The sequence below is a fragment of the Streptomyces sp. Xyl84 genome, assembly GCF_059731885.1.
The window spans coordinates 4,835,035-4,860,478 of sequence record NZ_AP029182.1 but is presented as its reverse complement, the minus strand read 5'-3'; the positions used below and the strand labels follow the sequence as shown (position 1 = coordinate 4,860,478).

General features: G+C 72.1%; 19 protein-coding genes and 2 tRNA genes. 3 read left to right on the top strand and 18 right to left on the bottom strand.

The window, feature by feature from the left end; translation table 11 throughout:
- Positions 1 to 321 precede the first annotated feature (321 nt).
- The 4 genes from ndk to AC6I72_RS21070 form a co-directional block, all read right to left on the bottom strand.
- Positions 322 to 735: a nucleoside-diphosphate kinase gene (gene ndk, locus AC6I72_RS21085; protein ID WP_037854465.1), complete on the bottom strand. Its 414-nt coding sequence runs from the start codon at positions 733 to 735 to the stop codon at positions 322 to 324.
- A 55-nt stretch (positions 736 to 790) separates the two neighbouring features.
- On the bottom strand, positions 791 to 1,198 hold the full coding sequence (locus tag AC6I72_RS21080; protein ID WP_498002670.1) for a DUF4233 domain-containing protein: 408 nt from the start codon (positions 1,196 to 1,198) through the stop codon (positions 791 to 793).
- A 6-nt stretch (positions 1,199 to 1,204) separates the two neighbouring features.
- Positions 1,205 to 2,725 (bottom strand): bifunctional tetrahydrofolate synthase/dihydrofolate synthase, encoded by a 1,521-nt coding sequence (gene folC, locus AC6I72_RS21075; RefSeq protein ID WP_498002669.1) that lies wholly within the window; start codon positions 2,723 to 2,725, stop codon positions 1,205 to 1,207.
- Positions 2,726 to 2,987: 262 nt separating this feature from the next.
- Positions 2,988 to 5,612, bottom strand: coding sequence for a valine--tRNA ligase (locus AC6I72_RS21070; protein ID WP_498002668.1), 2,625 nt, complete (start codon positions 5,610 to 5,612; stop codon positions 2,988 to 2,990).
- A 135-nt stretch (positions 5,613 to 5,747) separates the two neighbouring features.
- Between AC6I72_RS21070 and AC6I72_RS21065 the strand changes: the two genes are divergently transcribed.
- The gene (locus AC6I72_RS21065; RefSeq protein ID WP_498002667.1) at positions 5,748 to 6,785 is read left to right on the top strand and encodes a hypothetical protein; all 1,038 of its coding nucleotides are present in this window, start codon (positions 5,748 to 5,750) and stop codon (positions 6,783 to 6,785) included.
- A gap of 68 nt (positions 6,786 to 6,853) precedes the next feature.
- On the opposite strand, the gene clpX is transcribed toward AC6I72_RS21065, so the two are convergent.
- The 5 genes from clpX to AC6I72_RS21040 all read right to left on the bottom strand — a co-directional run bounded on the left by clpX (position 6,854) and on the right by AC6I72_RS21040 (position 11,893).
- Positions 6,854 to 8,140, bottom strand: coding sequence for an ATP-dependent Clp protease ATP-binding subunit ClpX (clpX, locus tag AC6I72_RS21060; protein WP_037854474.1), 1,287 nt, complete (start codon positions 8,138 to 8,140; stop codon positions 6,854 to 6,856).
- Between the two features lie 169 nt (positions 8,141 to 8,309).
- The gene (locus AC6I72_RS21055) at positions 8,310 to 8,990 is read right to left on the bottom strand and encodes an ATP-dependent Clp protease proteolytic subunit (protein WP_498002666.1); all 681 of its coding nucleotides are present in this window, start codon (positions 8,988 to 8,990) and stop codon (positions 8,310 to 8,312) included.
- A 57-nt stretch (positions 8,991 to 9,047) separates the two neighbouring features.
- Positions 9,048 to 9,653, bottom strand: a complete 606-nt coding sequence (locus AC6I72_RS21050; protein WP_051812654.1) for an ATP-dependent Clp protease proteolytic subunit — start codon at positions 9,651 to 9,653, stop codon at positions 9,048 to 9,050.
- 278 nt (positions 9,654 to 9,931) lie between these two features.
- Complete coding sequence (gene tig, locus AC6I72_RS21045; protein ID WP_498002665.1) at positions 9,932 to 11,326, bottom strand: trigger factor; 1,395 nt, start codon at positions 11,324 to 11,326, stop codon at positions 9,932 to 9,934.
- A 490-nt stretch (positions 11,327 to 11,816) separates the two neighbouring features.
- Positions 11,817 to 11,893: transfer RNA gene (locus AC6I72_RS21040), tRNA-Pro, on the bottom strand.
- A 631-nt stretch (positions 11,894 to 12,524) separates the two neighbouring features.
- Here AC6I72_RS21040 and AC6I72_RS21035 point away from each other — a divergent pair.
- Positions 12,525 to 12,598: transfer RNA gene (locus AC6I72_RS21035), tRNA-Gly, on the top strand.
- 114 nt (positions 12,599 to 12,712) lie between these two features.
- Here AC6I72_RS21035 and AC6I72_RS21030 read toward each other — a convergent pair.
- Positions 12,713 to 12,907, bottom strand: coding sequence for a hypothetical protein (locus AC6I72_RS21030; RefSeq protein ID WP_037854478.1), 195 nt, complete (start codon positions 12,905 to 12,907; stop codon positions 12,713 to 12,715).
- A 533-nt stretch (positions 12,908 to 13,440) separates the two neighbouring features.
- Here AC6I72_RS21030 and AC6I72_RS21025 point away from each other — a divergent pair.
- On the top strand, positions 13,441 to 14,718 hold the full coding sequence (locus tag AC6I72_RS21025) for an acyltransferase family protein (protein ID WP_498002664.1): 1,278 nt from the start codon (positions 13,441 to 13,443) through the stop codon (positions 14,716 to 14,718).
- 170 nt (positions 14,719 to 14,888) lie between these two features.
- Here AC6I72_RS21025 and AC6I72_RS21020 read toward each other — a convergent pair whose 3' ends face one another.
- From AC6I72_RS21020 to AC6I72_RS20985, 8 genes are all read right to left on the bottom strand, one after another.
- Positions 14,889 to 16,319, bottom strand: coding sequence for a DUF6177 family protein (locus AC6I72_RS21020; RefSeq protein WP_498002663.1), 1,431 nt, complete (start codon positions 16,317 to 16,319; stop codon positions 14,889 to 14,891).
- A gap of 8 nt (positions 16,320 to 16,327) precedes the next feature.
- On the bottom strand, positions 16,328 to 20,305 hold the full coding sequence (gene eccCa / locus AC6I72_RS21015) for a type VII secretion protein EccCa (protein WP_498002662.1): 3,978 nt from the start codon (positions 20,303 to 20,305) through the stop codon (positions 16,328 to 16,330).
- An 82-nt stretch (positions 20,306 to 20,387) separates the two neighbouring features.
- Positions 20,388 to 21,716 (bottom strand): CpaE/TadZ family protein, encoded by a 1,329-nt coding sequence (locus AC6I72_RS21010; RefSeq protein ID WP_498002661.1) that lies wholly within the window; start codon positions 21,714 to 21,716, stop codon positions 20,388 to 20,390.
- 59 nt (positions 21,717 to 21,775) lie between these two features.
- The gene (eccD, locus tag AC6I72_RS21005; RefSeq protein WP_498002660.1) at positions 21,776 to 23,131 is read right to left on the bottom strand and encodes a type VII secretion integral membrane protein EccD; all 1,356 of its coding nucleotides are present in this window, start codon (positions 23,129 to 23,131) and stop codon (positions 21,776 to 21,778) included.
- Between the two features lie 76 nt (positions 23,132 to 23,207).
- Positions 23,208 to 23,549, bottom strand: coding sequence for a hypothetical protein (locus AC6I72_RS21000; RefSeq protein ID WP_498002659.1), 342 nt, complete (start codon positions 23,547 to 23,549; stop codon positions 23,208 to 23,210).
- Positions 23,550 to 23,697: 148 nt separating this feature from the next.
- Complete coding sequence (locus AC6I72_RS20995) at positions 23,698 to 24,141, bottom strand: HD domain-containing protein (protein ID WP_037854591.1); 444 nt, start codon at positions 24,139 to 24,141, stop codon at positions 23,698 to 23,700.
- A 74-nt stretch (positions 24,142 to 24,215) separates the two neighbouring features.
- The gene (locus AC6I72_RS20990; RefSeq protein ID WP_498002658.1) at positions 24,216 to 25,019 is read right to left on the bottom strand and encodes a DUF6508 domain-containing protein; all 804 of its coding nucleotides are present in this window, start codon (positions 25,017 to 25,019) and stop codon (positions 24,216 to 24,218) included.
- 12 nt (positions 25,020 to 25,031) lie between these two features.
- Positions 25,032 to 25,430 (bottom strand): hypothetical protein, encoded by a 399-nt coding sequence (locus AC6I72_RS20985; protein ID WP_498002656.1) that lies wholly within the window; start codon positions 25,428 to 25,430, stop codon positions 25,032 to 25,034.
- Positions 25,431 to 25,444 lie beyond the last annotated feature (14 nt).

The window sequence follows — 25,444 nt, the reverse complement described above, 5'->3', positions numbered from 1 at the left end:
GATTCGTCTGGCCTTCCCTGGGAGCTTTTGAGGGCATTTCAGGTACGGCGAGGTGGGTGCTGTGACGTGAAGGCTTCCATCGTAAACGCGCCTGCACGAACACTGCGCGAGGGTCTTCGCCATTGTCAGCAGATGGCGTACCGCCTCGCTTGTGGAGACGGCCCATCGGGGGCACGCGTTCCCCCGATCGGCACCGGGTATGCCGTGGGGCGGCCGGATGCGGACGGCCGCCCAGGTCAGGCGGTCGGATGAACTGACGGTACGTCAGAAAGGGTGAGCGGGGGCCGGTGCCGGGGTCTCCCCCGGGCCGGCGCCCCCGGCTCAGCCACGGCCGGGGAAGAAGATCTTCACCTCGCGCTCGGCGGACTCCTCCGAGTCCGAGGCGTGGATCAGGTTCTCCCGCACGATCACGCCGTAGTCACCGCGGATCGAGCCGGGCGCGGCGGCGATCGGGTCGGTCGGACCGGCCAGGGCACGCACGCCCTCGATGACCCGCTCACCCTCGACGATCATGGCCACGACCGGACCGGAGGCCATGAACGCCACCAGCGGCTCGTAGAACGGCTTGCCCTTGTGCTCGCCGTAGTGCTGCTCCAGCGTGTCCTGGTCCAGGGTGCGCAGCTCCAGCGCGGTGATCTGCCAGCCGGCCTTGCGCTCGATACGGCTGATGATCTCGCCGGTCAGGCCACGACGGACCGCGTCGGGCTTGAGGAGGACGAGGGTGCGCTGGGTCACGATGGACTCCTTCTGCTGTACAGATGTGCGGTGGCACGACCCTACAAGGTCTCCGTCACACAGCGTCAGCCGAGGCGGAACCGGCCCCGGCGGCCGGCGCGGCCCCAGCCTGCCCGGCGCCCTCGGCCTCGGCGGCCTGGGCGGCGAATCTCGCCTTCGCCGCGTCGATCTTCCGGCCGAAGTGCACCGACGCCCACCACAGTCCGGCGAACACCGCGCCCAGGAAGTACATCACCGGCACGACGAACCCGGACGCGATCAGCGCGATCTGCAGTGCCCAGCCGAGCGCCACCCCGCCGGGCCGGTTCAGCATCCCGCACAGCAGCACGCACAGCACCATCGCGATGCCGCTGACCGTCCACACGGCCGACATGGACAGGTCCGGGTCCTTCATCGCGACCAGCGCGGCGAAGCCGATGACGAAGAACTCACCGATCAGAGTCGAGGAACACAGCGTACGCACGGAAAGTCAGCCCCTCCCGAGGAGCAGTCGGGCCTCACCGACGGTGATGACGGAACCGGTGACGAGCACCCCGCCGCCGGAGAACTCGCCCTCCTCCTCGGCCAGCGTGATCGCCGCCTCCAGCGCGTCCGGCAGCCGCGGCTCCACCTGGACCCGCTCCTCGCCGAACACCTCCACGGCGATCGCGGCCAGCTCGTCGGCGTCCATCGCGCGGTGGCTGGAGTTCTGCGTGACCACGACCTCCGCGAAGATCGGCTCGAACGCCTCCAGCAGACCGCGCACGTTCTTGTCGCCGCTCGCCCCGACCACACCGATCAGCCGGCTGAAGTCGAACGCCTCCCGCACCGCCTCAGCCGTGACCTGCGCGCCCGCCGGATTGTGCGCGGCGTCCAGCACCACCGTCGGCGACCGCCGCACGACCTCCATCCGGCCCGGCGAGCTGACCGACGCGAACGCCTTGCGGACCGTCTCCGCGTCCAGCGGCTCCGCGCGCTGCGCGCCCACCCCGAAGAACGCCTCCACGGCGGCCAGCGCCACGGCCGCGTTGTGCGCCTGGTGCGCACCGTGCAGCGGCAGGTACACCTCCGGGTACTCCCCGCCCAGACCGCGCAGCGTCATCAGCTGCCCGCCCACGGCCACCTGCCGCGCCACGACACCGAACTCCAGCCCCTCACGGGCCACCGTGGCGTTGACCTCCACGGACTTCTTCAGCAGCACCTGCGCCGCGTCCACCGGCTGCTGCGCCATGATCACGGTGGCGTCCTGCTTGATGATCCCGGCCTTCTCCCCGGCGATCTCGCCCGTGGTGCCGCCGAGCCGGTCGGTGTGGTCGAGACCGATCGGGGTGATCACCGCGACGTCACCGTCGATGACGTTCGTGGCGTCCCAGCTGCCGCCCATGCCCACCTCGACGACGGCGACGTCCACCGGCGCGTCCGCGAAGGCCGCGTACGCCATGCCGGTCAGCACCTCGAAGAAGGAGAGCCGGTACTCCTGCGCGGCGTCGACCATCTCCACGTACGGCTTGACGTCCTGGTACGTCTCGATGAACCGCTCGGCGGAGACCGGCGCGCCGTCCAGGCTGATCCGCTCGGTGACCGACTGCACGTGCGGGGAGGTGTACCGGCCGGTGCGCAGCTCGAAGGCGCCGAGCAGCGCCTCGATCATGCGGGCGGTGGAGGTCTTGCCGTTGGTCCCGGTGATGTGGATCGAGGGGTACGACCGCTGCGGCTCGCCCAGGACGTCCATCAGCGCGGCGATCCTGCTGACCGACGGCTCCAGCTTGGTCTCGCCCCAGCGGCTCGCCAGCTCCGCCTCGACCTCGCGCAGCGCCTTGTCGACCTCCGGGTCCTCGGGCCGCGCGGGCACGTCGGTGCTCGGCGGCCCGCCCTGGGTGCGCAGGGTGCGGCTGCCGGCCTCGATCACCGCGAGATCGGGGTCGCGGGTCGTCTCGGCCTCGATGATCTCGTCGAAGGAGTCCACGGGATCGGGCTGCTCGCTGTCGTCGTACGGGGGGAGGTCGCTCACGGGCCCCAGTGTACGGAGCGGGCGGGCCGGACGCGGCGCCGGTGCGGGGGTGGCGGCCTGAGCCGACGCCGGTGCGCGGGGTGGCGGCCCGAGCCGACGCCGGTACGGGGCAGCGGGGCGGGGAGCGGTGCCGGTGCGGGGGTGGCCGGTCCCGGTGCGCGCGGCGGGCGCGTGGTGGTCGGTGGCGCGGCCCCCGCGCGCCGGGGAGCGCTGAAGGCCCCGGAGCCTTCTCGGTCCCGGGGCCCTCAGCGGTGTACGGACGTCACGCCTGCGGCAGCCGCTCCAGCTGGGCGGTGATGCGGGCGATGTCCTCCTCGGCCTTGGCCAGCCGCGTACGGATCTTGTCGACCACGTGGTCGGGCGCCTTCGCGAGGAACGCCTCGTTGCCGAGCTTGCCGTTCGCCTGGGCCTTCTCCTTCTCGGCCGCCGCCAGGTCCTTGGCGAGCCGCTTGCGCTCGGCGGCCACGTCGATCGTGCCGGACAGGTCCAGCGCGACCTCCGCCCCGGCGACCGGCAGGGTGGCCGTGGCCGTGAACGCCTCGCCCTGCGGCTGGAGCCGCAGGAGCTGGCGGATGGCGGCCTCGTGCGGGGCGAGCGCCGTGCCGTCCAGGGTCAGCCGGGCCGGGACGCGCTGGCCGGGCTGGAGGCCCTGGTCGGCGCGGAAGCGGCGGACCTCGGTGATGACCGACTGGAGCGTCCCGATCTCCCGCTCGGCGTCCGCGTCCCGGAAGCCGCTGTCGGCCGGCCACTGGGCGACGACGACCGACTCACCGCCGGTGAGGGTGGTCCACAGCGTCTCCGTGACGAACGGGACGACCGGGTGCAGCAGGCGCAGCGTGACGTCCAGGACCTCACCGAGGACCCGCTTGCTGACCTCGGCGGACTCGCCGCCCGCCTGGAAGGTGGTCTTGGACAGCTCGACGTACCAGTCGAAGACCTCGTCCCACGCGAAGTGGAACAGCGCGTCGGACAGCTTGGCGAACTGGAAGTCCTCGTAGAACGCGTCGACTTCGGCGACGACGGAGTTGAGGCGGGAGAGGATCCAGCGGTCCGTGGCGGACATCGCCGCCGGGTCCGGCAGCGGGCCGTCCACCGTCGCGCCGTTCATCAGCGCGAAGCGGGTCGCGTTCCAGATCTTGTTGGCGAAGTTGCGCGAGCCCTGGACCCAGTCCTCGCCGATCGGCACGTCGACGCCGGGGTTGGCACCGCGCGCGAGGGTGAAGCGCAGCGCGTCGGAGCCGTACTTGTCCATCCAGTCCAGCGGGTTGACCGCGTTGCCGAAGGACTTCGACATCTTCTTGCCGAACTGGTCGCGGACCATGCCGTGCAGGGCGATGGTGTGGAACGGCGGGGTGCCGTCCATCGCGTACAGGCCGAACATCATCATCCGGGCGACCCAGAAGAAGAGGATGTCGTAGCCGGTGACCAGGACGGAGTTCGGGTAGAACTTCGCGAGCGACTCGGTCTGCTCGGGCCAGCCGAGCGTGGAGAAGGGCCACAGGCCGGAGGAGAACCAGGTGTCCAGGACGTCGGTGTCCTGGTGCCAGCCCTCGCCGGTCGGGGCCTCGTCGTCGGGGCCGACGCAGACGACCTCGCCGTCCGGGCCGTACCAGACCGGGATGCGGTGGCCCCACCACAGCTGGCGCGAGATGCACCAGTCGTGGAGGTTGTCGACCCAGTCGAAGTACCGCTTCTCCATCTCCTGCGGGTGGATCTTGACCTTGCCCTCGCGGACCGCGTCACCGGCGGCCTCGGCGAGCGGGCCGACCTTGACCCACCACTGCATGGACAGGCGCGGCTCGACGGTGGTCTTGCAGCGCGAGCAGTGGCCCACGGAGTGGACGTAGGGGCGCTTCTCGGCGACGATCCGGCCGTCGGCGCGCAGGGCGGCGACGATGGCCGAGCGAGCCTCGAAGCGGTCCAGTCCCTGGAAGGGGCCGTGCGCGGTGATGACGGCGTGCTCGTCGAGGACCGTGATGGCGGGCAGGTCGTGGCGGCGGCCGATCTCGAAGTCGTTCGGGTCGTGGGCCGGGGTGACCTTGACGGCGCCGGTGCCGAACTCCGGGTCGACGTGCTCGTCGGCGACGACGGGGATGGAGCGGCCGGTCAGCGGCAGCTTGACGAGCTTGCCGACCAGGTGCTTGTAGCGCTCGTCGTCGGGGTGGACGGCGACGGCCGTGTCACCGAGCATCGTCTCGGCGCGGGTGGTGGCGACGACGATGGTGTCGTCCCCCTCGCCGTACTTCATCGAGACCAGCTCGCCGTCGTCGTCCTGGTACTCGACCTCGATGTCGGAGATCGCCGTCAGGCAGCGCGGACACCAGTTGATGATGCGCTCGGCGCGGTAGATCAGCTCGTCGTCGTAGAGCCGCTTGAAGATGGTCTGGACGGCCTGGGACAGGCCCTCGTCCATGGTGAAGCGCTCGCGCGACCAGGCGACGCCGTCGCCCAGGCGGCGCATCTGGCCGGAGATCTGCCCGCCGGACTCGCCCTTCCACTGCCAGACCCGCTCGACGAACGCCTCGCGGCCCAGGTCGTGGCGGGACTTGCCCTCCTTGGCCAGCTCGCGCTCGACGACGTTCTGCGTGGCGATGCCGGCGTGGTCCATGCCCGGCTGCCACAGCGTCTCGAAGCCCTGCATGCGCTTGCGGCGGGTGAGGGCGTCGATGAGCGTGTGCTCGAAGGCGTGGCCCAGGTGCAGGCTGCCCGTGACGTTCGGCGGCGGGATGACGACGGTGAACGGCGGCTTGTCGCTCTTCTCGTCCGCCTCGAAGTAACCCCGCTCCACCCAGCGCTCGTACAGCGGCCCCTCTACGTCGGCCGGCGCGTACTGGGTCGGCAGTTCGGTGTCGGGCGCTGGTGGCTGCTGCTGAGCGTTCTCGGTCACGGGGTCAGTTTAGAGGCGTCACGGCGCTGTCCCGAACCGCATTCTTCTGTAACGGTGCGCACCCCGATGGCCTGCGCCCGGCGGGCCTGCGCCAGGATGTCAGGTACGCATAAGTATCTGGAGGGGAACCCAGTAATGAGCTACAACCAGCCGGGCCCGTACGGCGGGCAGCCCCAGCAGCCCGGGCCGTACGGACAGCCGGGCCCCTACGGCCAGCAGCCGCCGCAGGCGCCGCCCGCGCAGCCCGGCTACGGCTACCCCCAGCAGGCCCCGCCGCCCCAGCCGCAGCCGCAGCCGGGCTACGGCTACCCGCAGCAGCCGCAGCCCGGCCCGTACGGCCAGCAGCCCCCGCAGCCGCAGCCCGGGCCCTACGGCCAGCAGGCCCCGCAGGGCGTCCCGGGGCAGGCCCCCTACGGCCAGCAGCCCCAGCCCCCGTACGGCCAGCAGCCCCCGTACGGCAGCATGCCCCAGCCGCCGGCCTCCGACAGCGGCGGCGGCCGGGCCAGGAAGACGGCGCTGATCATCGGCACGGTCGCGGTCGTGGCGGCGATCGCGGTGGGGGCGTACATGGTGATCGGCGGCGGTGGCGGCAGCTCCGTCGCGGACGACGGCCCGCACAAGCTGGTGACGCCGGCGACGGTGCTGGGTGCTTACAAGAAGTCCGACGGCGAGAGCGGCACCATGTCGAAGGACGACATGAAGGACGCCGAGAAGTGGGGCGTGCACAACCCCAAGGACGTCAGCGCGGCCTACCAGTCCGGGGACAAGAACGCCCCGCTGGCCATGAAGCAGCTCCAGTTCAGCGGCGTCTACGGGACCATCGACGATCCGGCCAAGACGGTCGACGCGATGTTCGCCCACATGAAGGACCAGACCAAGAAGGGCGGCGAGGACCAGGACGTCACCCTGATCGGCGAGCCCAAGGCGTACACGCCCGACGCGCTCGACGGCGCGGTCCTCAAGTGCCAGCAGGCGAAGTTCACGAACTCCGAGGCGAGCACCGGTGAGCCGAAGGCCGTGAACATGACGGTCTGCATCTGGGGCGACCACAGCACCCTCGGCTTCGTCATCCCGATGGACATGGCCGACATGCTGTCGGGCAAGAGCACCGAACCGTCGGCAGCCGCCGACACCACCGCCAAGCTCCGCAAGGAGGTCCGGGTCAAGCTCTGACACCGGCACCGCACAGGGAAGGAGCCCCGGTCGAGCGACCGGGGCTCCTTCCCTGTGCGTGCGGGCGGCTACGCCGTCTTCTGCTCCCCCGCTCCCCGGCCGCGGGCGTCGCGGGGGATCAGGGTCGGGTTGACGTTGGAGAGGACCACGTCGGCGGTGATGACGACGCGGGCGACGTCCTTGCGGGACGGGACCTCGTACATCACGCCCTGGAGGACCTCCTCCATGATGGCGCGCAGGCCGCGCGCGCCGGTCTGGCGCAGGATCGCCTGGTCGGCGATGGCCTCCAGCGCCTCGCGCTCGAAGTCCAGCTCGACACCGTCGAGTTCGAACAGGCGCTGGTACTGCTTCACCAGGGCGTTGCGCGGCTCGACCAGGATCTTCAGCAGGGCCTCGCGGTCCAGGTTGTGGACCGAGGTGATGACGGGGAGGCGGCCGATGAACTCGGGGATCATGCCGAACTTGACCAGGTCCTCGGGCATGACGTCCTCGAACTGGTCCTTGGCCTCCAGCTCCCGCTTGGAGCGGATCGTCGCGCCGAAGCCGATGCCCTTGGCACCCGCGCGGCCCTCGATGATCTTCTCCAGGCCGGCGAAGGCACCGCCCACGATGAACAGGACGTTCGTCGTGTCGATCTGGATGAACTCCTGGTGCGGGTGCTTGCGGCCGCCCTGCGGCGGGACCGAGGCGGTGGTGCCCTCGAGGATCTTCAGGAGGGCCTGCTGGACGCCCTCGCCGCTCACGTCCCGGGTGATCGACGGGTTTTCGCTCTTACGGGCGACCTTGTCGATCTCGTCGATGTAGATGATCCCGGTCTCGGCCTTCTTGACGTCGTAGTCGGCCGCCTGGATCAGCTTCAGGAGGATGTTCTCGACGTCCTCGCCCACGTACCCCGCCTCGGTCAGCGCCGTGGCGTCGGCGATGGCGAACGGCACGTTCAGCATGCGGGCCAGGGTCTGGGCCAGCAGGGTCTTGCCGGACCCGGTCGGGCCGAGCAGGAGGATGTTGGACTTGGCCAGCTCGATGGCGTCCTCGCGGCCCTGGCCGCCGCCGTTCTCGCCGGCCTGGACCCGCTTGTAGTGGTTGTACACCGCGACGGACAGGGCCTTCTTGGCGGCCTCCTGGCCCACCACGTAGCCGTCCAGGAACTCGTAGATCTCGCGGGGCTTGGGAAGCTCCTCCCAGCGCACCTCGCTGGTCTCCGCGAGTTCCTCCTCGATGATCTCGTTGCAGAGATCGATGCACTCGTCGCAGATGTACACACCGGGCCCTGCGATGAGCTTCTTGACCTGCTTCTGGCTCTTGCCGCAGAACGAGCACTTGAGCAGATCGCCGCCGTCACCGATGCGTGCCACGGTGTGCTTCCCCTTCGCCTGGGAGACGCCTGGACGCGTTGAGTCCAGCGGCTCCTGGTGCTGCCTTATGTCGACGGTACCTTGCCGGGCCCCCCGTTCGGGCCCCCCTTGGCACGGTTCACTTCGACGTGACCGCGCCAAGGGGCGACGGGCGGGTGCGGTGTCCGCGTCAGCGGACGGCGGCGTTGTTCATCTTGCGGGTGGAAATGATCTGGTCGACGAGCCCGTAGGACAGGGCCTCCTCGGCCGTGAGGATCTTGTCGCGCTCGATGTCCTCGCGGATCTTCTCGATCGGCGTGGTGGAGTGCTTGGCCAGCATCTCCTCCAGCTGCGAGCGCATCCGCAGGATCTCGTTGGCGGCGATCTCCAGGTCGGAGACCTGACCGCGGCCGGTCTCGCTGTAGGGCTGGTGGATCAGCACGCGCGCGTTCGGCAGGGCCATGCGCTTGCCCGGCGTACCTGCCGCGAGCAGGATCGCGGCGGCGGAGGCCGCCTGGCCCATGCAGACCGTCTGGATGTCGGGCTTGACGAACTGCATCGTGTCGTAGATGGCCGTCAGCGCGGTGAAGGAACCGCCGGGGCTGTTGATGTAGACCGAGATGTCACGGTCGGGGTCCATCGACTCCAGGCACAGCAGCTGCGCCATGACGTCGTTGGCGGAGGCGTCGTCGATCTGGACGCCGAGGAAGATCACGCGCTCCTCGAAGAGCTTCGCGTACGGGTCGTACTCGCGGACACCCTGGGAGGTGCGCTCCACGAAGCGCGGAATGACGTAGCGGGACTCGGCCGTGGGGCCGGTGTACTCGGCACGCGTACGGTCGTAGATGCCGCTGCCGGGGAAGTCGTTCACGATGTCTCCTGGAAAGGGGCTGGGCGGTCGGCCGGGGGCTGGACGGGCTGAGTCGGCTCAGGCCCCGGTGCCGCCGCCGCCCGGCATGCCGGCGGCGTGGGTGATGACGTCGTCGATGAGGCCGTACTCCTTGGCCTCGTGGGCGTCGAACCAGCGGTCGCGGTCCGAGTCGCGGGTGATCTGCTCCACCGACTGGCCCGTGTGGTGGGCGGTCAGCTCGGCCATGCGCTTCTTGGTGTGCAGCAGCCGCTCGGCGTGGATCTTGATGTCGGAGGCCGAACCGGCCAGGCCCGCGGAGGGCTGGTGGATCAGGATCTCGGCGTTGGGCAGCGCGAAGCGCTTGCCGGGCGTGCCCGCGCTCAGCAGGAACTGGCCCATCGAGGCCGCCAGGCCCATGGCGATGGTCACCACGTCGTTCTTGATGTACTGCATGGTGTCGTAGATCGCCATACCGGCCGTGATGGAACCGCCGGGGCTGTTGATGTACAGGAAGATGTCCTTGTCCGGGTCGGCGGCAAGGAGCAGCAGCTGTGCGGTGATCTTGTTCGCGATGTCGTCGTCCACGGGCTGCCCGAGGAAGATGATCCGCTCGCCGAGCAGCCGGTTGTAGACCTGGTCGCCGAGGCCACCACCGATGGAGGGCTCGCCGGCGGCGGAGGGCATCAGATTCGTCACGTATCCACCTGCTCGTCTTACGACGGCGCCGGGCCGTCTCACGTGTTCTGCCGGGGCGTGGGGCCGTCCGGCCGGTTCCGGGGACTCCCCTGCCCTCGTATTCATGGACCCTAACGCGCGGGCCCCTTCGGGGAATCCCGCGAAGGGGAGTGTTCGCCGGGGGCGTAGCGCCGGGGCCCTCGGGGCGGGGTGGCCAGGTGTGACGACGGGCCCTGGGGAACATGCCCCAGGGCCCATCGTACGTACGTCGCGGACGCCGTGCCGGATCAGGCCTCGGCCTTCTCCTCGCCCTCGCCGTCACCCTCGGTGGAGGCGGCCTCGGCGGTCTCGCCCTCGGCGGCCTCGTCCTCCTCGTCCTCCAGGTCGACGATCTCGCCGTTGGTGTCCTTCACGGTCGCGGCCTCGACCACGACGGCCAGGGCCTTGCCGCGGGCGACCTCGCCGACCAGCAGCGGAACCTGGTTGTTCTGGACGACCGCCTGCGCGAACTGGTCGGGGGACATGCCGGAGGAGGCCGCGCGCCGCATGAGGTGCTCGGTCAGCTCCTCCTGGCTCACGTTGAGCTTCTCCTTGTTGACCAGCTCGTCCAGGACGAACTGCGTCTTGATGCCCTTGACCGCGGCGTCGCGGGTCTCGGTCTCGAACTCCTCGGCGGTCTTGCCCTGGATCTCCAGGTACTTGTCGAGGGTCAGGCCCATCTGACCGAGCTGGTGGTGCTCGAGGTTGTGCTTGCGGGTGTTGATCTCGTCCTCGAGCAGCTTCTCGGGGACGGGGACCTCGACCAGCTCGAGCAGCTTGTCCAGGACGCGCTCCTGGGCCTGCGTGGCCTGGTCGTACTGCTTCATGTTCTCCAGGCGCTTGCGGCTGTCCGCGCGCAGCTCCTCGAGGGTGTCGAACTCGGAGGCGAGCTGCGCGAAGTCGTCGTCCAGCTCGGGCAGTTCGCGGGCGGCGACCTGGGTGACCTTGACGGTGACCTCGGCCTCCTTGCCGGCCGCCGAGCCGCCCTTCAGCTCGGAGGTGAAGGTGGCCTCGCCACCGGCCTCCACGCCCTTCACGGCGTCGTCGATGCCGTCCAGCAGCTCACCGGAGCCGATGGTGTAGGAGACGCCGTTGGCGATGCCGTCCTCCAGCACCTCGCCGTCGACCTTGGCCTCCAGGTCGATGGTGACGACGTCGCCGTCCTCGGCGGCGCGCTCGACCGGGCTGGTCGAGGCGAAGCGCTCGCGCAGCTGCTCGACCGCCTTGTCGACGTCCTCTTCGGTCACCTCGATGGCGTCGACCTCGACCTCGATGCCGGAGTAGTCCGGGATCTCGACGGTCGGGCGGACGTCGACCTCGGCGGTGAAGTTCAGCGTCTCGCCGTCCTTCAGCTCGGTGATGTCGACCTCGGGCTGGCCCAGCGGGTTCAGCTCGGCCTCGTTGACCGCGTCGGTGTAGAACTTCGGAAGCGCGTCGTTGACGGCCTCCTCCAGAACCGCACCGCGGCCGAACCGCTGGTCGATGACCCGGGCCGGGATCTTGCCCTTGCGGAAGCCCTTCACCGTGACCTGCTGGTTGATCTTCTTGTACGCCGCGTCGAGGCTGTCCTTGAGCTCCTCGAAGGGCACCTCGACAGTGAGCCGAACCCGAGTCGGGTTCAGGGTCTCCACGGCGCTCTTCACGGTTCGGTCTCCTTGTGGCTGACTTCTTGGATTTCGCCGGAGCCAGAGGGTTGTCCGGCGGATTAGCCGCCCGGAGGAGTTCGTAGGCCAGGAGGCCGGACACACGGGCGCGCAGTCTGCATAGTAACCGCAGCCGGTCAGCGCCCCAAAAGGCGATCACGGGAATCACGGGAATCCGCTGTGTGCACGGCGTGTCCGTGGGGGTTGGGGGGAGTCCGGCGTGGTCGGCGGGGCCGGAGGTGGCGGCGGTCGTACTGGGGCGCCTGCCGGCGGGCGGTCCGGGAGCGCCTGGCCCTCCGGGCGTCTGGCCGTAGGGGGCGCCTGGGCCGGCCGGGGCGCCTGACCTTCCGGGCGCCTGACCGTGGGAGACGCCTGGGCCGTCGGTGGCCGTAGGGACGCCTGGGCCGTCCGGGGCGGGGCCGCCTGCGGGTCGGCCGGGGCGCCCGGCCCTGCGGGCCGCGTGCGGTGGCGCCGGCCCGTGGCCGGCGGATGGTCGGGGTGGCGGGATTTGAACCCACGGCCTTCCGCTCCCAAAGCGGACGCGCTACCAAGCTGCGCCACACCCCGTCTGGTGCGACACGTAGGGTACATGGCCGCAGGCTGTGCGGCCGCGTAATTCCCTCCCGGGGGGTGCGGGGGTGGTTCCTTGCGGGGCGGTGCGGCTCGGTGGGACGAGGTGCCGTACCGGGGCTCCGCCCCGACCCCGTTTCCCACCCGCCCACCCGGATCGGTAAGGAGCAAGGCACCCTCCCGGGGCTCCGCCCCGGACCCCACGCGGGGGCTTCGCCCCCTGCACCCCCAGCAGGCTTCCCCCCGCAACCCCACCAGGGATTCCCCCTGCTCCCCACCAGGGCTTCGCCCTCTGAAAGCCCCAGCGGGGCTCCGCCCCTGCCGCCGCAGGCCCCGCCGGGATACGCCACTGCGCCGGACCGGGCCCGTGCGGCCGGACCGGGCTGGGTGTGGACCGAGCCCGTGAGATCGCGCCGTGCCCGAGCTGTGGACGGGCAGGGAGCCGCTACGGGGCGGGAGGGCTTGCGGCCGTCGGGAGGGGGTGGCGGGTCCGGACCTGTGCGGGCGCGCGGGCGCGGTGCGGGCGGTCGCTGCGGGCGCCGGGCCCGGAAGGGGTGTGCGGGGAGGGGGCCGGACCCGCTACGATGCCTGTGTGCCGCGGTCGGTCGATCAGCGGCGCGCGTTGTGTGCGGGCGTAGCTCAATGGTAGAGCCCCAGTCTTCCAAACTGGCTACGCGGGTTCGATTCCCGTCGCCCGCTCCATGTGGCCAGGGGCCAGGTCCGGGGAGTGATTCCCGGGCCTGGCCCCTTGGTGTTCGCGGGGGCGAGGCGGGCCGAGCCTGCCCCGGGCCGGGTCGGGCCGCAGTCCCGTCCGCCTCAGAAGTTGATCGAGTTGATCGTGTCCGCTATCGAGTTCATGAAGCGGTTGATCGACGGGGCCATGCCGGTGGAGGCGAGGAAGAAGCCGAAGAGGACGGCGACGATGGCCGGTCCCGCCTTGATGGAGCCCCCTCGGAGCAACACCACCAGGATGATCGCCAACAGCAGCACCACTGACAGTGAAATGGCCACAACTGATCACACCTTCGGTCGGTCCGCTCTCCCGGCCCGGGGCTCCCACCCCACGCCCCCGCTGGAACCATCGTGCCACCAACACGGCCCGCCTATGCCGCGCCTGACGCATCATCGGTCAGGTCCGTGACACGCGGCCCGCGCACCGCAGCGGTGGCGTGCCCCGTCCACCAGGCCCCCGCCAGGCCCCACCGGGCGTTGCGGCGCACGGAGTCGCGGTGGTGGGCCGGTGCGGTGGCGGGCCGGCGGGCTCCGGCGACCCGCCGGGGAATTCGGTGATTTCGTTTCGATGTCTGCACAGGCCGTTCGCCGGTAATTCGAATTCCCGTCGCCGGGCGGCCGCCGTCCGTCCGCTCCGGTCAACTGGTCATGACCAATCCGGACATTGAGGGTTCCGGTCCGTGCGGCCGGTGTGGCGCGCGCCACCCCCCGGCCACGTATTCCTCGCAGAATTCTGGGCAGCCGCCGCGCACAGCCGGGATCGCCGTCGGAGGTTCCGCGAAAACCGCACGGACGACGCTAAGGTGCCTCAGATGTTCCACGCTGCCTCCTCCCCCGGCCAGAACAGAACACCTCTCCCCCCAGCCCAGGCACCGGTCCCGGAAGTGCCGGTCCCGGACAGACCCCGCAGCGGCGCGGGCCGGTCCGGAAAACAGCGCGATCCCTTCTTCGACAATGCGAAGTACCTCGCGATCGTGCTGGTGGCGTGGGGTCATTCCTGGGCCCCCGTGATGAGCGGCAACCGGTTCCTGGAAGGCGCGTACAACGTCGTGTACCTCTTCCACATGCCGGCGTTCGTCATCATCTCCGGTTTCTTCTCCCGTGATTTCGATCTGCGGCCGAGCCGGGTCAAGCGGCTGATCACCGGTGTCGTCGTGCCGTACGTCCTGTTCGAGACGGCGTATTCACTCTTCCGTGTCATCGTCGGCGGTTCCGGTGACCTGTCCGTCAGCCTTCTCTCGCCCTGGTACCTGACCTGGTTCCTGTGCGCCCTGTTCATCTGGCGGCTGACGGCCCCCGTGTGGAAGCTGGTGCGCCACCCCTTGCCGGTGGCGCTCGGGATCGCGATGCTGGGCTCGGTGTCCCCGGCCATGGGCGGCACGCTGGACCTGCCGCGCGTCCTGCAGTTCCTGCCCTGCTTCGTGCTGGGGCTGTGCCTGAAGCCGGAGCACTTCCGGCTGGTGCGCCGCCGTTCGGTGCGGCTGCCGGCGGCCGCCGTGTTCGCGGCGGCGCCGGTCCTCGGCTGGTGGACCGCGCCGAGCGTGAACACCGGCTGGCTCTACCGCAACGGCGCCGCTCAGGACCTGGGCGCCCCCTGGTGGGCGGGGCCGGTCATGGTGCTGGTGACGTTCGCGGGGGCGGTGCTGCTGACCGGGTGTTTCCTCGCCCTGGTGCCGGGGCGCCGGATGTGGTGCACGGCGCTCGGCACGGGCACGCTGTACGGCTATCTGCTGCACGGCTTCGTGGTCAAGGGCGTGCTGTACGCGGGCTGGTTCGAGACGCCCTGGCTGCACAGCCCGCTCGGCGCGCTCCTCGTCACCGTGCTCGCATCGGCCTGCGCCACCCTGCTGTGCACCCGGCCCGTGCGCGGGGTCTTCCGGTTCGCCGTGGAGCCGAGGATGGAGTGGGCCTTCCGGCGGGAGGCCGCGCGCCCGGACGGCGTCCACGCCGGTGGGAAGGACGTCAGCCACGCTGGTGGGAAGGGCAGCGGGCAGGCCGGCGGGGCGGGGCAGGAGGCCTTGGCCGGCGCGGGTGCCGGGACCGGGGCCGCCTGGAGCGGCGCCCGGCCGCCGACCGCGCCGGCGCGCTGAGCGGGCGCACGCCCCGGCGGGCCGCCGCCCTCCTCCGCGGCGCCGGGCGTATGCCGCCTCGCGAACCCGGCCGCCCCTCTCCGTTCGCCCCCGGCCGGCGGCTGAGGCCGCACGTCCACGCCGGACGGCCGGGGCCGCACGGCGTCCGGTCGGGGCCGTCCGGAGCCCGGTCAGACGGGCGGCTCGCCCTTCAGGTGCCGCATCAGCCGCTCGAAGTGCTGCCAGCCCGACAGGTCGGACGGGTCGCCCGGGAAGTCGTAGTACAGCGCCGGGCGGGTCTTCGGGCCCAGTTCGCGCGGGCGGCCGTCGAGCGGGGTGTTGCGGGCGCGGTCGCCGGGCATGGCGCGTACCTCCTCGGCGCCGAGGACGAAGGCGTACGGGACGCCCGGGCCCTCGAAGCGCGGCGGCACCGACAGGTCGCGGCGCGCCCGGCGGATCTGCACCAGCATGGACTGCAGGTCGTGCCGGGTGGCGAGGATCTCCGCCGCGCGCGGCACCGCCTGTGCCGGTACCTCCTGGCCGGGGCCGTAGCCGAACGCCAGGGTGACGTCCTCCTCGACGCCGCCGGTGGTGCGCGAGACGCGGACGGTGGCGAGGCCGGGGCGCTCCGGGGTGCCGACGACCACGAACCAGGTCGGCTCGGGCGCCCGTTCGTGGGCGACGTCGGTGAACTGGCGCAGGGACCAGGGCAGGTTGGCGGGCTCCTCGGTGCCCCAGCCGGCCGGCGGTTCGCCGGTGATCTCGCGCCACACGGCCTCCAGGGCGCCGCCGAGGACGAGGCGGTCGTCGGCGGGGTGGACGGCCCGGTAGGAGATGGCGAGCTGGCGTTCGCCGGTGTCGGCGACGTCCCGGGTGAAGGAGGCGGCGACCGGGGTGCGCGGGTCGTCGGGGGTGGCCTGCGGTGACTCGACGGTGACGAACAGGCCGTTGTTCCACTCCAGGACGGCGCCGGACAAGCCGTCGTAGTAGCCGTCCTGCTCGTCCTGGACGACCCAGCGCGAGGGCCAGCCGGGCAGGGCGGTGCGGACCGCCGGGGACAGGCGGGTGCCGGCGGGGGTGACGATCTGCAGGCCGAGACGGGCGTCGGCGGCCGCCCGGAACGCGTCGGCGAGCCAGGCGGTCATGGCGACCACGGGCCGGTCCTGGATGACGACGGCGACCTTGTCGGTGAGGACGTCCACGGCGGGCTGGGCGGCGGCGGGCACGGGGGCCACGCTCACCCCGTCGGTCTTCACCACGGCCAGCGACCGCGCGGCCTCGGGGGGCCAGGCGGTGCCGCCGACGAGGGCGGCGAGCCGGGCCGCGAAGGTCCCGGCGAGGTCCTCGCCCTCCTTGACGCCGGTGGTGGCGCGGGCCTCGGTCCACCAGTACGGCACCTCGGGCTCGCTCGCGCCGAGCAGCCGCTGCGCCTCTCCCCTGACCTGGACGAGCAGCGGCGCCTCCACGGAGACGAGGGGCCTGCCCTGTTCGTCGCAGAGCCGCACCACGGCCCCGCCGTCCTCGGCGCCGACCAGTTTGTCGGGGCCGCCGGAGAGCAGGCCCGCGATCACGCTCAGCGGGTCGGGCATCTTCTTGGTCAGGGCGACGACGTCCTTGGTCATGACTTCTTTCACCTGTTCCCGGCGTAGACGGTCTGGATCAGCCGGTTCGGCTCGCCCCGGCGGACCAGCACGCCGCGGCCGGGCGGCTGCTGGCTGGCGTAGACGCCGGGGAAGAGCTGGCCCTCGCCCCGGTCGCCGGACATCACGAGCGCCGCGGAGCCGGACTCGCGCAGGCCCTGGAGCAGCGGCTCGTACAGGCCGCGGGAGGCGCCCGCGACCCGGCGGGTGAGGACGAAGTGCAGGCCGATGTCGACGGCGGAGGGGATGTACGGGACGAAGGGGGCGAGGGGCTGCTGTCCTGCGGTGGTCAGGACGTCGTAGTCGTCGACGAGGATGACGATGCGCGGGCCGGAGCCCCAGCTGCCGGGTTCCAGGTCGGCGGGGTCGGCGCTCTCGTCGGGCAGCCGTTTCTCCAGTTCGCCCGCGATGCCGGTGGCCAGCGCGCCGGCCAGTTTGGCGTTGTAGGCGTAGCCGCCGCGGTACTCCTCCGGGACGGCGCCGCGCAGGCCGCGGCGGGGGTCGAAGACGCCGAAGACCAGCTCGTCGTCGCCGTGGCGTTCGATCAGGCCCTCGGCGATCACCTTGAGCAGGTTGGTCTTGCCGCACTCGCTGTCGCCCATGATCATCAGGTGCTGGTCGTGCTCGAACAGGTCGAGCAGGACGGGCGCGAGTTTCGTCTGGTCCAGGCCGACGGGGACGCGGCGGGGCTCGGCGGCCGGGCCGGGGAGCAGTCCCGGTTCCAGCAGGTGCGGGAGGACGCGCACCGGCTGGGCGACGTCGCCGGTCCAGGTGGCGCGGACGGTACGGGCCGTGCGTTCCAGGACGGTGCCGAGTTCGGCGGTGTCGCCGAGGCCGTCGGTGCGGGGCAGCGCGACCTGGGCGAAGAGTTTGCGGTCGGTGAGGACGCGGCCCTTCTCCTCCGGGGAGAGGGTCTCGGCGAGCTTGCGGTCGATGCTGGACTCGCTGGGGTCGTTCAGCCGCAGTTCGACGCGGGTGCCGAACTGGGACTGGGTGGCGATGCGCACGTCGTTCCAGCGCAGCATGCCCGCGACGACGTGGATGCCGTAGCCGCTGCCGCGCTTGAGGATGTCGACGACCGCGTCGTCCAGTTCCTCGAAGTCGTCGCGCAGCGCGCCGAAGCCGTCGATGAGCAGCACGATCTCCGTGGACGCCAGTTCGGGCAGCCGGCCCGCGGCGCGCAGCGTGCGCAACTGCTCCAGGGAGTCGATGTTGTGGATGCGGAACAGTTCCTCGCGCTGGTCGAGCATGCCGCGCACCGAGTCGATGGTGCGGGCGGCGCGCTCGCGGTCGGCGCGGCCGGCGACGCCGCCGACGTGCGGCAGCCCGGACAGGGCCTGGAGGCCGCCGCCGACCAGGTCGAGGCCGTAGACGCCGACCTCCTGGGGGGTGTGGGTGAGTGCCAGGGACAGGGCGAGGGTGCGCAGCAGGGTGGTCTTGCCGGACTGGGGGCCGCCGATGACGGCGGCGTGGCCGCCCGCGACGGTGAGGTCCAGGTACCACTGGCCCTGCCACTGCTTGGTCGGGTCGTCCAGGACGCCCAGCGGCACCTGGAGCGGGCCGCGCCGCCTGGCGAGCTGCATGCCGCGCGCGCCGACCTCGACGGGCCCGGCGACCTTGTCGAGGGCGACGGCGTCGGGCAGCGGGGGCAGCCAGATGCGGCGTACGGTGCGGGCGCCCGCGTTCTCGATCTGCTGGACGAGGACGCCCATCTCGGTGGGGCCGGTCTCGCGGCGCCGCATCTGCGGTTCCTCGGCTCCCGCGGACTCGTCCTGGCCGAGGGTGTTGTACGCCTCGTACTCCAGGGCGAGCGGCCCGGTGTCCTCGGTCTCGCGCTGCACGGGGCCGCGGTAGGCGCCGGAGACGTAGCTGGCCTTGAACCGCTCGTAGTGGCTGGTGTCGACCTTGAGGTAGCCGAAGCCGGGCAGCGGGGGCAGGTGGAAGGCGTCGGTGGTGTCCAGGACCGTGCGGGACTCGTCGGCGGAGAAGGTGCGCAGGCCGAGCCGGTAGGACAGGTAGGTGTCCAGGCCCTTGAGCTTGCCGCCCTCGATGCGCTGGCTGGACAGCAGCAGGTGCACGCCGATGGAGCGGCCGATGCGGCCGATGGACAGGAACAGGTCGATGAAGTCCGGTTTGGCGGTGAGGAGTTCGCCGAACTCGTCGATGACGACGAACAGGTGCGGCAGCGGTTCGAGGTCGGGGCGCTTCTCGGCGCGCAGGGCGGCGTAGTGGCCGATGTCGGCGACGTTGCCGGCGTCCTTGAGGACCTGCTGGCGGCGCTTGACCTCGCCGGCGAGGGAGGCGTGGACGCGTTCGACGAGGCCGGCCTGGTTCTCCAGGTTGGTGATGACGCCGGCGACGTGCGGGAGGTCGGCGAACGGGGCGAAGGTGGCGCCGCCCTTGTAGTCGACGAGGACGAGGGCGAGGTCCTCCGGCGGGTGGGTGGCGACCAGGGCGAGGACGAGCGTGCGCAGCAGCTCGGACTTGCCGGAGCCGGTGGCGCCCACGCACAGGCCGTGCGGGCCCATGCCCAGTTCGGAGGACTCCTTCAGGTCGAGCAGGACCGGTTCGTGGGCGTCGCTGACGCCGATCGGGACGCGCAGGAAGGCGCGTTCACCGCGCGGCGCCCACAGCCGGTCCAGGTCGAGGCGGGCGACGTCGTCGATGCCGAGGAGGTCGGCGAAGTCGACGGGCCCGGTCAGCGGGGCGTCGACCATGGACTCGGCGGACAGCCTGAGCGGGGCGAGCATGCGGGCCAGGCCCTCGGCGAAGGGCACGCCGACCTCGTCGACGGTGCCGTGCGCGCTGACCGGTTCGGCCTCGCGCAGGTCCTCGATGAGGACGCGGTCCTCCTCGACGGTGATGCGCACGCCGACGCTGCCGGGTTCCTGGACGCGTTCGTCGAGCAGGTGGAGCACGGTGACGCTCATCTCGCGCAGGCCCACCGCGTCGTCGGGGCGCGGCAGTTCCACGGCGTCGGCGCCGTGTCCGTCGGCGACGACGAGGAGCCGGGAGGTCATGGCGAGGGCGTCGGGGCCGGACAGGCCGCGCCGCACCTCGGCGGCGTAGGAGGCGCGGCGGCGCAGTTCGGCGCCGGCCTGCCGGGCGAGCTGGGGCAGGGAGGGGGCGATGCGGCGGGCGGCGACGGGGCCGTCGAACTGCTCGGTGTCGAGCAGGTGCGGCAGCCACTTGGCCCATTCCCAGTCGCCGATCCGGTCGCCGGGGGCGGCCAGGGCCATGGCGACGTCGTCGGGGGCGTGGGTGGCGGCGGTCTGCACCATCAGGGCGCGGGCGACGCGGAGGGTGTCCTCGCGGCGGCCGATGACACTGATGTTGCCGACCCGGTCGAGCGGGACGGTGAGCGGCAGTTCGGTGCCGGTGCTGAAACGGGACATCAGCGCGGACGCCTCGTTCAGCATGAACTGGTCGGGCGGGGTGAGCACGGAGGAGCCCTGCTGGGCCACCTTCAGGTCCCGTACGGGCATCTCGCCGGTGCCGACCCGCACCCGCAGGAAGTCCCCGTCCGTCCGGCGCCGCTCCCACAGCCGGGCGGGGTCGCGCACGATGTCGTAGAGGGCGTCCGGCGGGGGGTTGAGCACCTGGGCGCGCTCGCGCCGCTCGCGTTCCTCCTTGGAGAGTTCCTCGCGCAGGTCCTCCAGGTAGGCGAGGTAGGCCTCGCGCTGGGTGCGGCGGGTGCGCTGGGCCTTGCCGCGCTGGGAGAAGACCAGCGTCAGGGATCCGGCCAGGGTGACGACGAGGATGATCGCGCCGAGGCCGGCGAACTGGCTGTTGCGCACGACCGTCATCATCACGACGGACGACATGACGCCGGCCACGGGCAGCAGTGAGGTGGCGATGGAACCGGCCTTGCCCTCGGGCAGGTTGGGCGGCGCCTCTATGGTGCGGGGCTCGGGGGCGGCCGGGGGCCGGGTGGTCCGGGCCGGGCGGTGGATCAGTCGGGTGCTCATCGTGGGTGCCTCGTCCTCGTGTTCCCCTCGTCTACGGGGTCCAGCGGCTCGTCTACGGGGTTCGGCGGCGCGTCCGCGGGGTTCAGCGGCGTGTCTGGGACAGCCGGAAGACCTCGGCGGCCAGGGCGGTCGCGGCCTGCCGGGTGGCGCGGGCGAGCAGGTCGGTGCGGATGGCGCCGCCGGCCGCCAGGTGCCGGTCGTAGGGCAGCACGCGGACGGCCGCGCCGGTCGCCTTCAGCTGCTCGGCCGCCTTGTCCAGGTCGACCCCGGTGTGCGGCACGGTCTCGGTGAGCACGACGACGGTGGAGGTGGTGATGGAGCGGGGCAGCCCGCGCATCCACTCCAGGACGGCGTGCGTGCTGGCGAGGCCCTCCAGCGTGGCGGGCACGGTGAGCACCCGGGCCTGCGCGGCGGACAGCGCGGTACGGGCGACCTCGGCGGGCAGGGTCTCGCAGTCCACGACGGTCACACCGAAGTAGCGGCGCAGCGAGACCATGACCCGCTCGTAGCCCTTGGTGTCGAGCATCGCCCCGACCTGCCCCTGGCTGCCGGGCAGCAGCCAGGCGTTGTCGGGGAGCTGGACGAGGTAGCCGGTGACGTCGAGCAGGGACATCTGCGGTTCCACCAGGCCGGCCAGGTCGCCGGTGGTCCAGCGCAGGCTCTCCGCGCCGAGCCGCAGCGGCAGCGAGCCGAGCGCCGGGTCGGCCTCGACGACCAGCACCGGGTCCTGCCGGTAGTGCGCGTAGGTGGTGCCGAGCAGCGCGGCGACGGTGGTCTTGCCGGAACCGCCGCGGATGGAGGTCACGGCGATCTGCCGGCCGGTGGTGACGGCCTGCTGGAGCACCTCGGCGGTGGCGGTGGTCTCGGCGACCTCGCGCGCGGCCGAGGAGGAGACGGTACGGCGCACCGCGCGCAGCGCCCGCGCCGTGAACGGCTCACCGCGGCGCGGCTTGCCGCCCGCGGCGGCCAGCCGCTTGTCGACCACGGGACGGGAGTCGGGGGTGGCGGTGCGGTGGGCGTGGGGTGCGGGACGCGCGGCGGGGACCTGCGGGGCGGTCCGGGCCTGGGGCAGGGGGTGCTGGGGCACGGGGTGCTGGGCGTGGGTGTGGGGCTGGGCGGGGGCCTGCTGGGGCGGGTAGCCGTACGCCGGGGCCGCCGCCGCGGCGGGTGCCTGCGCCGGGGCCGGGGCCGGTGTCTGCTGCTGTTGCCCGGACGCGCCCGCGGGCGGTGCCTGCCACACCTGCGCCTGCTCCTGCCCCCGTTGCTCCGGCTGTTCCTGCGGCTGTTGCTGCGGCAGGTCCTGCTGCGCCCGCCGCGCCTGCGCCGGTTCCTGTTCCTGCGGTTCCCGCCGGGACGTGCCGCTCCTCAGATCGCGCAGCACGTCGCTCTGCCAGTTGTCCCCGTTCGGCATGTCGCCTTCTTCCCTGCCTCGTCATCCCGCCCGGAGCGCCGGCGCGTCGTCCGTCAGTCTCAGAACTTGTCGAGCAGTTGCCCGTAGATGCCGAACACCCCGACGGCGAGCGGGAACAGCCCGATCACGCCGAGGGACTCGATCAGGTCGGCGAACCGCCGCAGCCGCACCCGCACGTGCTCGGGCGGTTCCACCGCGAGGACGAGCAGCGGGAGCAGCGCGGCCACGCCGAGCAGGACCAGCGCGCCCGCGCCGCCCGCGTGGTGCATCCACAGCACCGCGAGCCGCACGACGAGCACGGCCGCCGCCGCGAACAGGGCCACGACCTCCGCGACCAGCGGGAAGGCCCGCGCCCGGGAGAGCAGTACGACCGCGGTCAGCGAGGCCAGTGTCACCGTCCACGCGGTCGGCTGCCGGGCGGTGGTCAGCAGCCAGCCTCCGGCGGCGGCGGAGGCGGCGGTGACCACCGTGGCCAGGGCGAGTCCGCGGTGGGTGGCGGCGAGGGCGTTGGCGACCTGGTGGCGGCTGACCGAGACGCCCGAGCTGCGCCGGTCGTCGAGTGCGGTGAGCCCGGAGGCCATCAGGGCCAGCCGCGGCAGCAGTCCGAGCAGGACCACGGAGATCACGGCCATCACCGCACCGAGCCGGTCCGGCCGGTCCTGGAGGGCGGCCACGGCCTCCCACACGAGCGCGATCACGGCTGCCGCGCCCGCGCCGACGAGGCCGCCGCGGCCCAGCGGTGAGAAGTAGGCCAGCAGTACGAGGGTGACCACCAGGGCGCCGACCACACCGGCCAGCCGGGCGGTGCCCGACCAGTCGTAGGCGTCGGCGGCGGTCCACGCGGTGAGCAGGCCGAGCCCGCCGGTGGCGAGCAGCAGCGCGGTGGCCAGTCCCCGGTTGCCCTGGCCGATCCGGGCCACCAGGGCGCCGGCGACCAGGCACACGGCGGTGACGGCGGCGAGAGCGGCGGTGACGTTCTCCAGCGCGAACTCGCGCCGGGCGAGCAGGCCCGCGGCCACCGCGAAGGCCACGGTGGCCACCCCGGCGCTGGCCCGGCGCGCGGCCGGGCGCCAGCGCCAGGCGCGCAGGTCGAGGTCGTCGGCGACCTGGTCGGTGACGTCGTGCACGACCGGTGCGGGCGGTGCGGCGTGGGCGCGGACGAGCTGGAGGACCGCGCCGTCGGGGACCTCGGCCGAGGACAGGGTCGCGTCGTGCGGCAGGACCGAGCCGTCGGAGGTGATCAACTGCCGGGTGGCCGGGCGCGTGGACGCGCGGTCGTCCAGCAGCCGCAGGATGTCGGGGAGCAGTTGGCCGATCGGGGTGTCCGAGGGCAGGACGATGTCGGCGCGTCGGCGTTCACCGACCAGGGTGACCCGGCTCAGCTGGGTCCGTGACGTCGTTGCTGTGCTCACCACTCACCGGAACCTATCATCGCGATTTCCCCGTCACCGGCCCTGCGTGACGTGATCATGTCGGTCGCGCACAGTGTCCTCACCGCTTCTCCCCCTGCCTGCCGGGCGCCTTGGAACCGGCGGGGGTACCGGAGGCGGACGGTCCGCCCGACACGGAGGGGGACGGGTTGTACAACTGCTCCTGCTGTTGCTGCTGCTTCTTCTGCTCGGCCTTCTGCTTGGCCAGGGTGGACTGGAGGAACGACCAGCCGACGCACCCCGCGCACAGGACGGCGGCGATGGCGATGCCCGCGAAGACCTTGCCGAGCCGTTCGTCCACCGTGCGCCGTCCGCGCTGCGCGCCGAACAGCAGTGCGTCGCGCATCCGGCGCCGGCGCACCGCCACCGACTCGAGCAGCTGGCTGTCGTAGTCCCGTGCCATCCCGTCGTCCTGTGCGTAGCTGTAGGTGCGTGCTCGTGCTGTGTACGTGCTGGTGTCGTGTACGTGCTCGTGCCGGGCGCTTACTCGTGGCGTGTGCGCGCCCCGTGCCGGGTGCGAGCGGTCGGTCGGTGGTGGGGCGGTCGTGCGGTCAGTCGTCCGGGCCGAGGCCGAGGTGGCCGCGCATCGTGGCGTACTTGTGCGCGAGCCGCCGGGCGGTGGGTTCGTCCAGGACGGCGAGGCGGCGCGGGTCGGCGTTGTGCGCGAGGTCGGCCGCCTTGACCAGCCGGGCGCCGGGAGTGGCCAGGATCCGGCGCGCGTACGCCTCCGGTTCCTCTCCCGGCCGCTTGGTCACGGCCCGTACGACGTCCTTGGCCCGCTGCGGCAGCGGGGCCGCGTCGAGCCACTCCTCACCGAGCGCACCGTCCTCCAGCGCGTCGTGCAGCCAGGCGGCGGCGACGAGGTCGTCACCTCCACCCCGTGCGCGAACCCCCTCGGCGACGGCCGACAGGTGCTCGGCGTACGGCCGTCCGGCCTTGTCCGTCTGCCCGGCGTGCGCGGCACGGGCGACGGCTTCGGCCTCGGCCGGACTCATCTGTGCCCCGGCCCGCACCGGCGCCTGCGCCCGCACCGCGCGGGGCGACCTTTCCTGCGGCATCGCGGATCCCCCTACTTCGCTTCCGCAACATAAAGCATGAACGGACCGCCCGTACACCCGGGGTGCGGCCCGGCGGCCCCTGCCCTCTCGTCCCGCCGGGAGGCGTTCCAGGTGCGCAGGGAGAGCGCAACGGCGTCCAGCAGGCCGATCTTCAAGGCCGTGGCCAGCGTTCCCTCGCACATCCGCTCGCCCCGCACGATCGCGGTGGCGGCGCGTACCGCGTCAGCGGGGTGCAGAGCGCCGACGGGCGCGTGCGGGTCCATGGGGTTGTCGACCCAACGGTGCTCCGGGGTGACGGCACCCACCCCGCCGAGCGCGTGGACGGCGCGCCACAGCGGCTTGGTGTAGACGGGGAAGGACACGTGGTACACCCCCTCCCGCGACAGTTGCCCGCCGCCTGATCCGACCTTGCGGTCCTCGTCCGTGAGCACGTCGAAGGCGTCGGACAACTCCTGCCATGCCAGGCTGTCGCAGGGATGGAGCTGGGCGAGCAGACGCCGGTCGTCGGCGGCCGTGACCGTACGGGAGAGTTCCTCCAGCGCGGCGACGGAAGGGGCGCCGGTGACAGGCCCGGCACCGGGTTCCCGGCTGAGCGAGGCGACCACGGCGCGCGGCGCCAGGCCCTCCCTTTGAGCCTCGTCCACTTTCCGGTACCACTCCCGCCCCGCCTGGTAGGCACTGAGACTGCTCGCCGGCCGATCGATCCAGCCGACATCGTCGAAGTCGCCCCAGGCGTAGCCGATGACTTCACCGTCGGGGGTGGTGGCGGTGGTGTAGTGGACGGGGTGGCGCGTACCGCTCGAAGCGCTCGACATGTCCGGCGGCGGTCAGTCCTGGTCGGCCAGGTCTTTGACGGTGGCCAGGCTCGGCGCCTGCCGCAGGGAGCCGGGAACGACATGACTGGGGCCGGTGGGGTCGGTGTCCCGGACGATCTCGGCCAGGGCCGCCGTCGGGCGCAGCCCCCGCGTTCTGGCGTCCCGGAGCTTGGACACGTACAGGGCCCCCCGGTTGAAGGCCTCGTCGCCCCCGGCCCGGCGTACCTTCCAGCCTGCGGCGTCGTCCTCGTCGTTGGCCCAGACATAGCCCAGGACCGTCCCCTGCGGGTTCGCGACGGTCACGAACTGGACAGGCTTGTCCGTGCTGCGGGCGTAGTGCGGCGCGCTGGCGACCTCGTTGAACCGAAGGGGCTCCGTGGTCCGAGGAGAGACGTGCCGTTCGCGGCTCATGGTGTTGCCTTCCT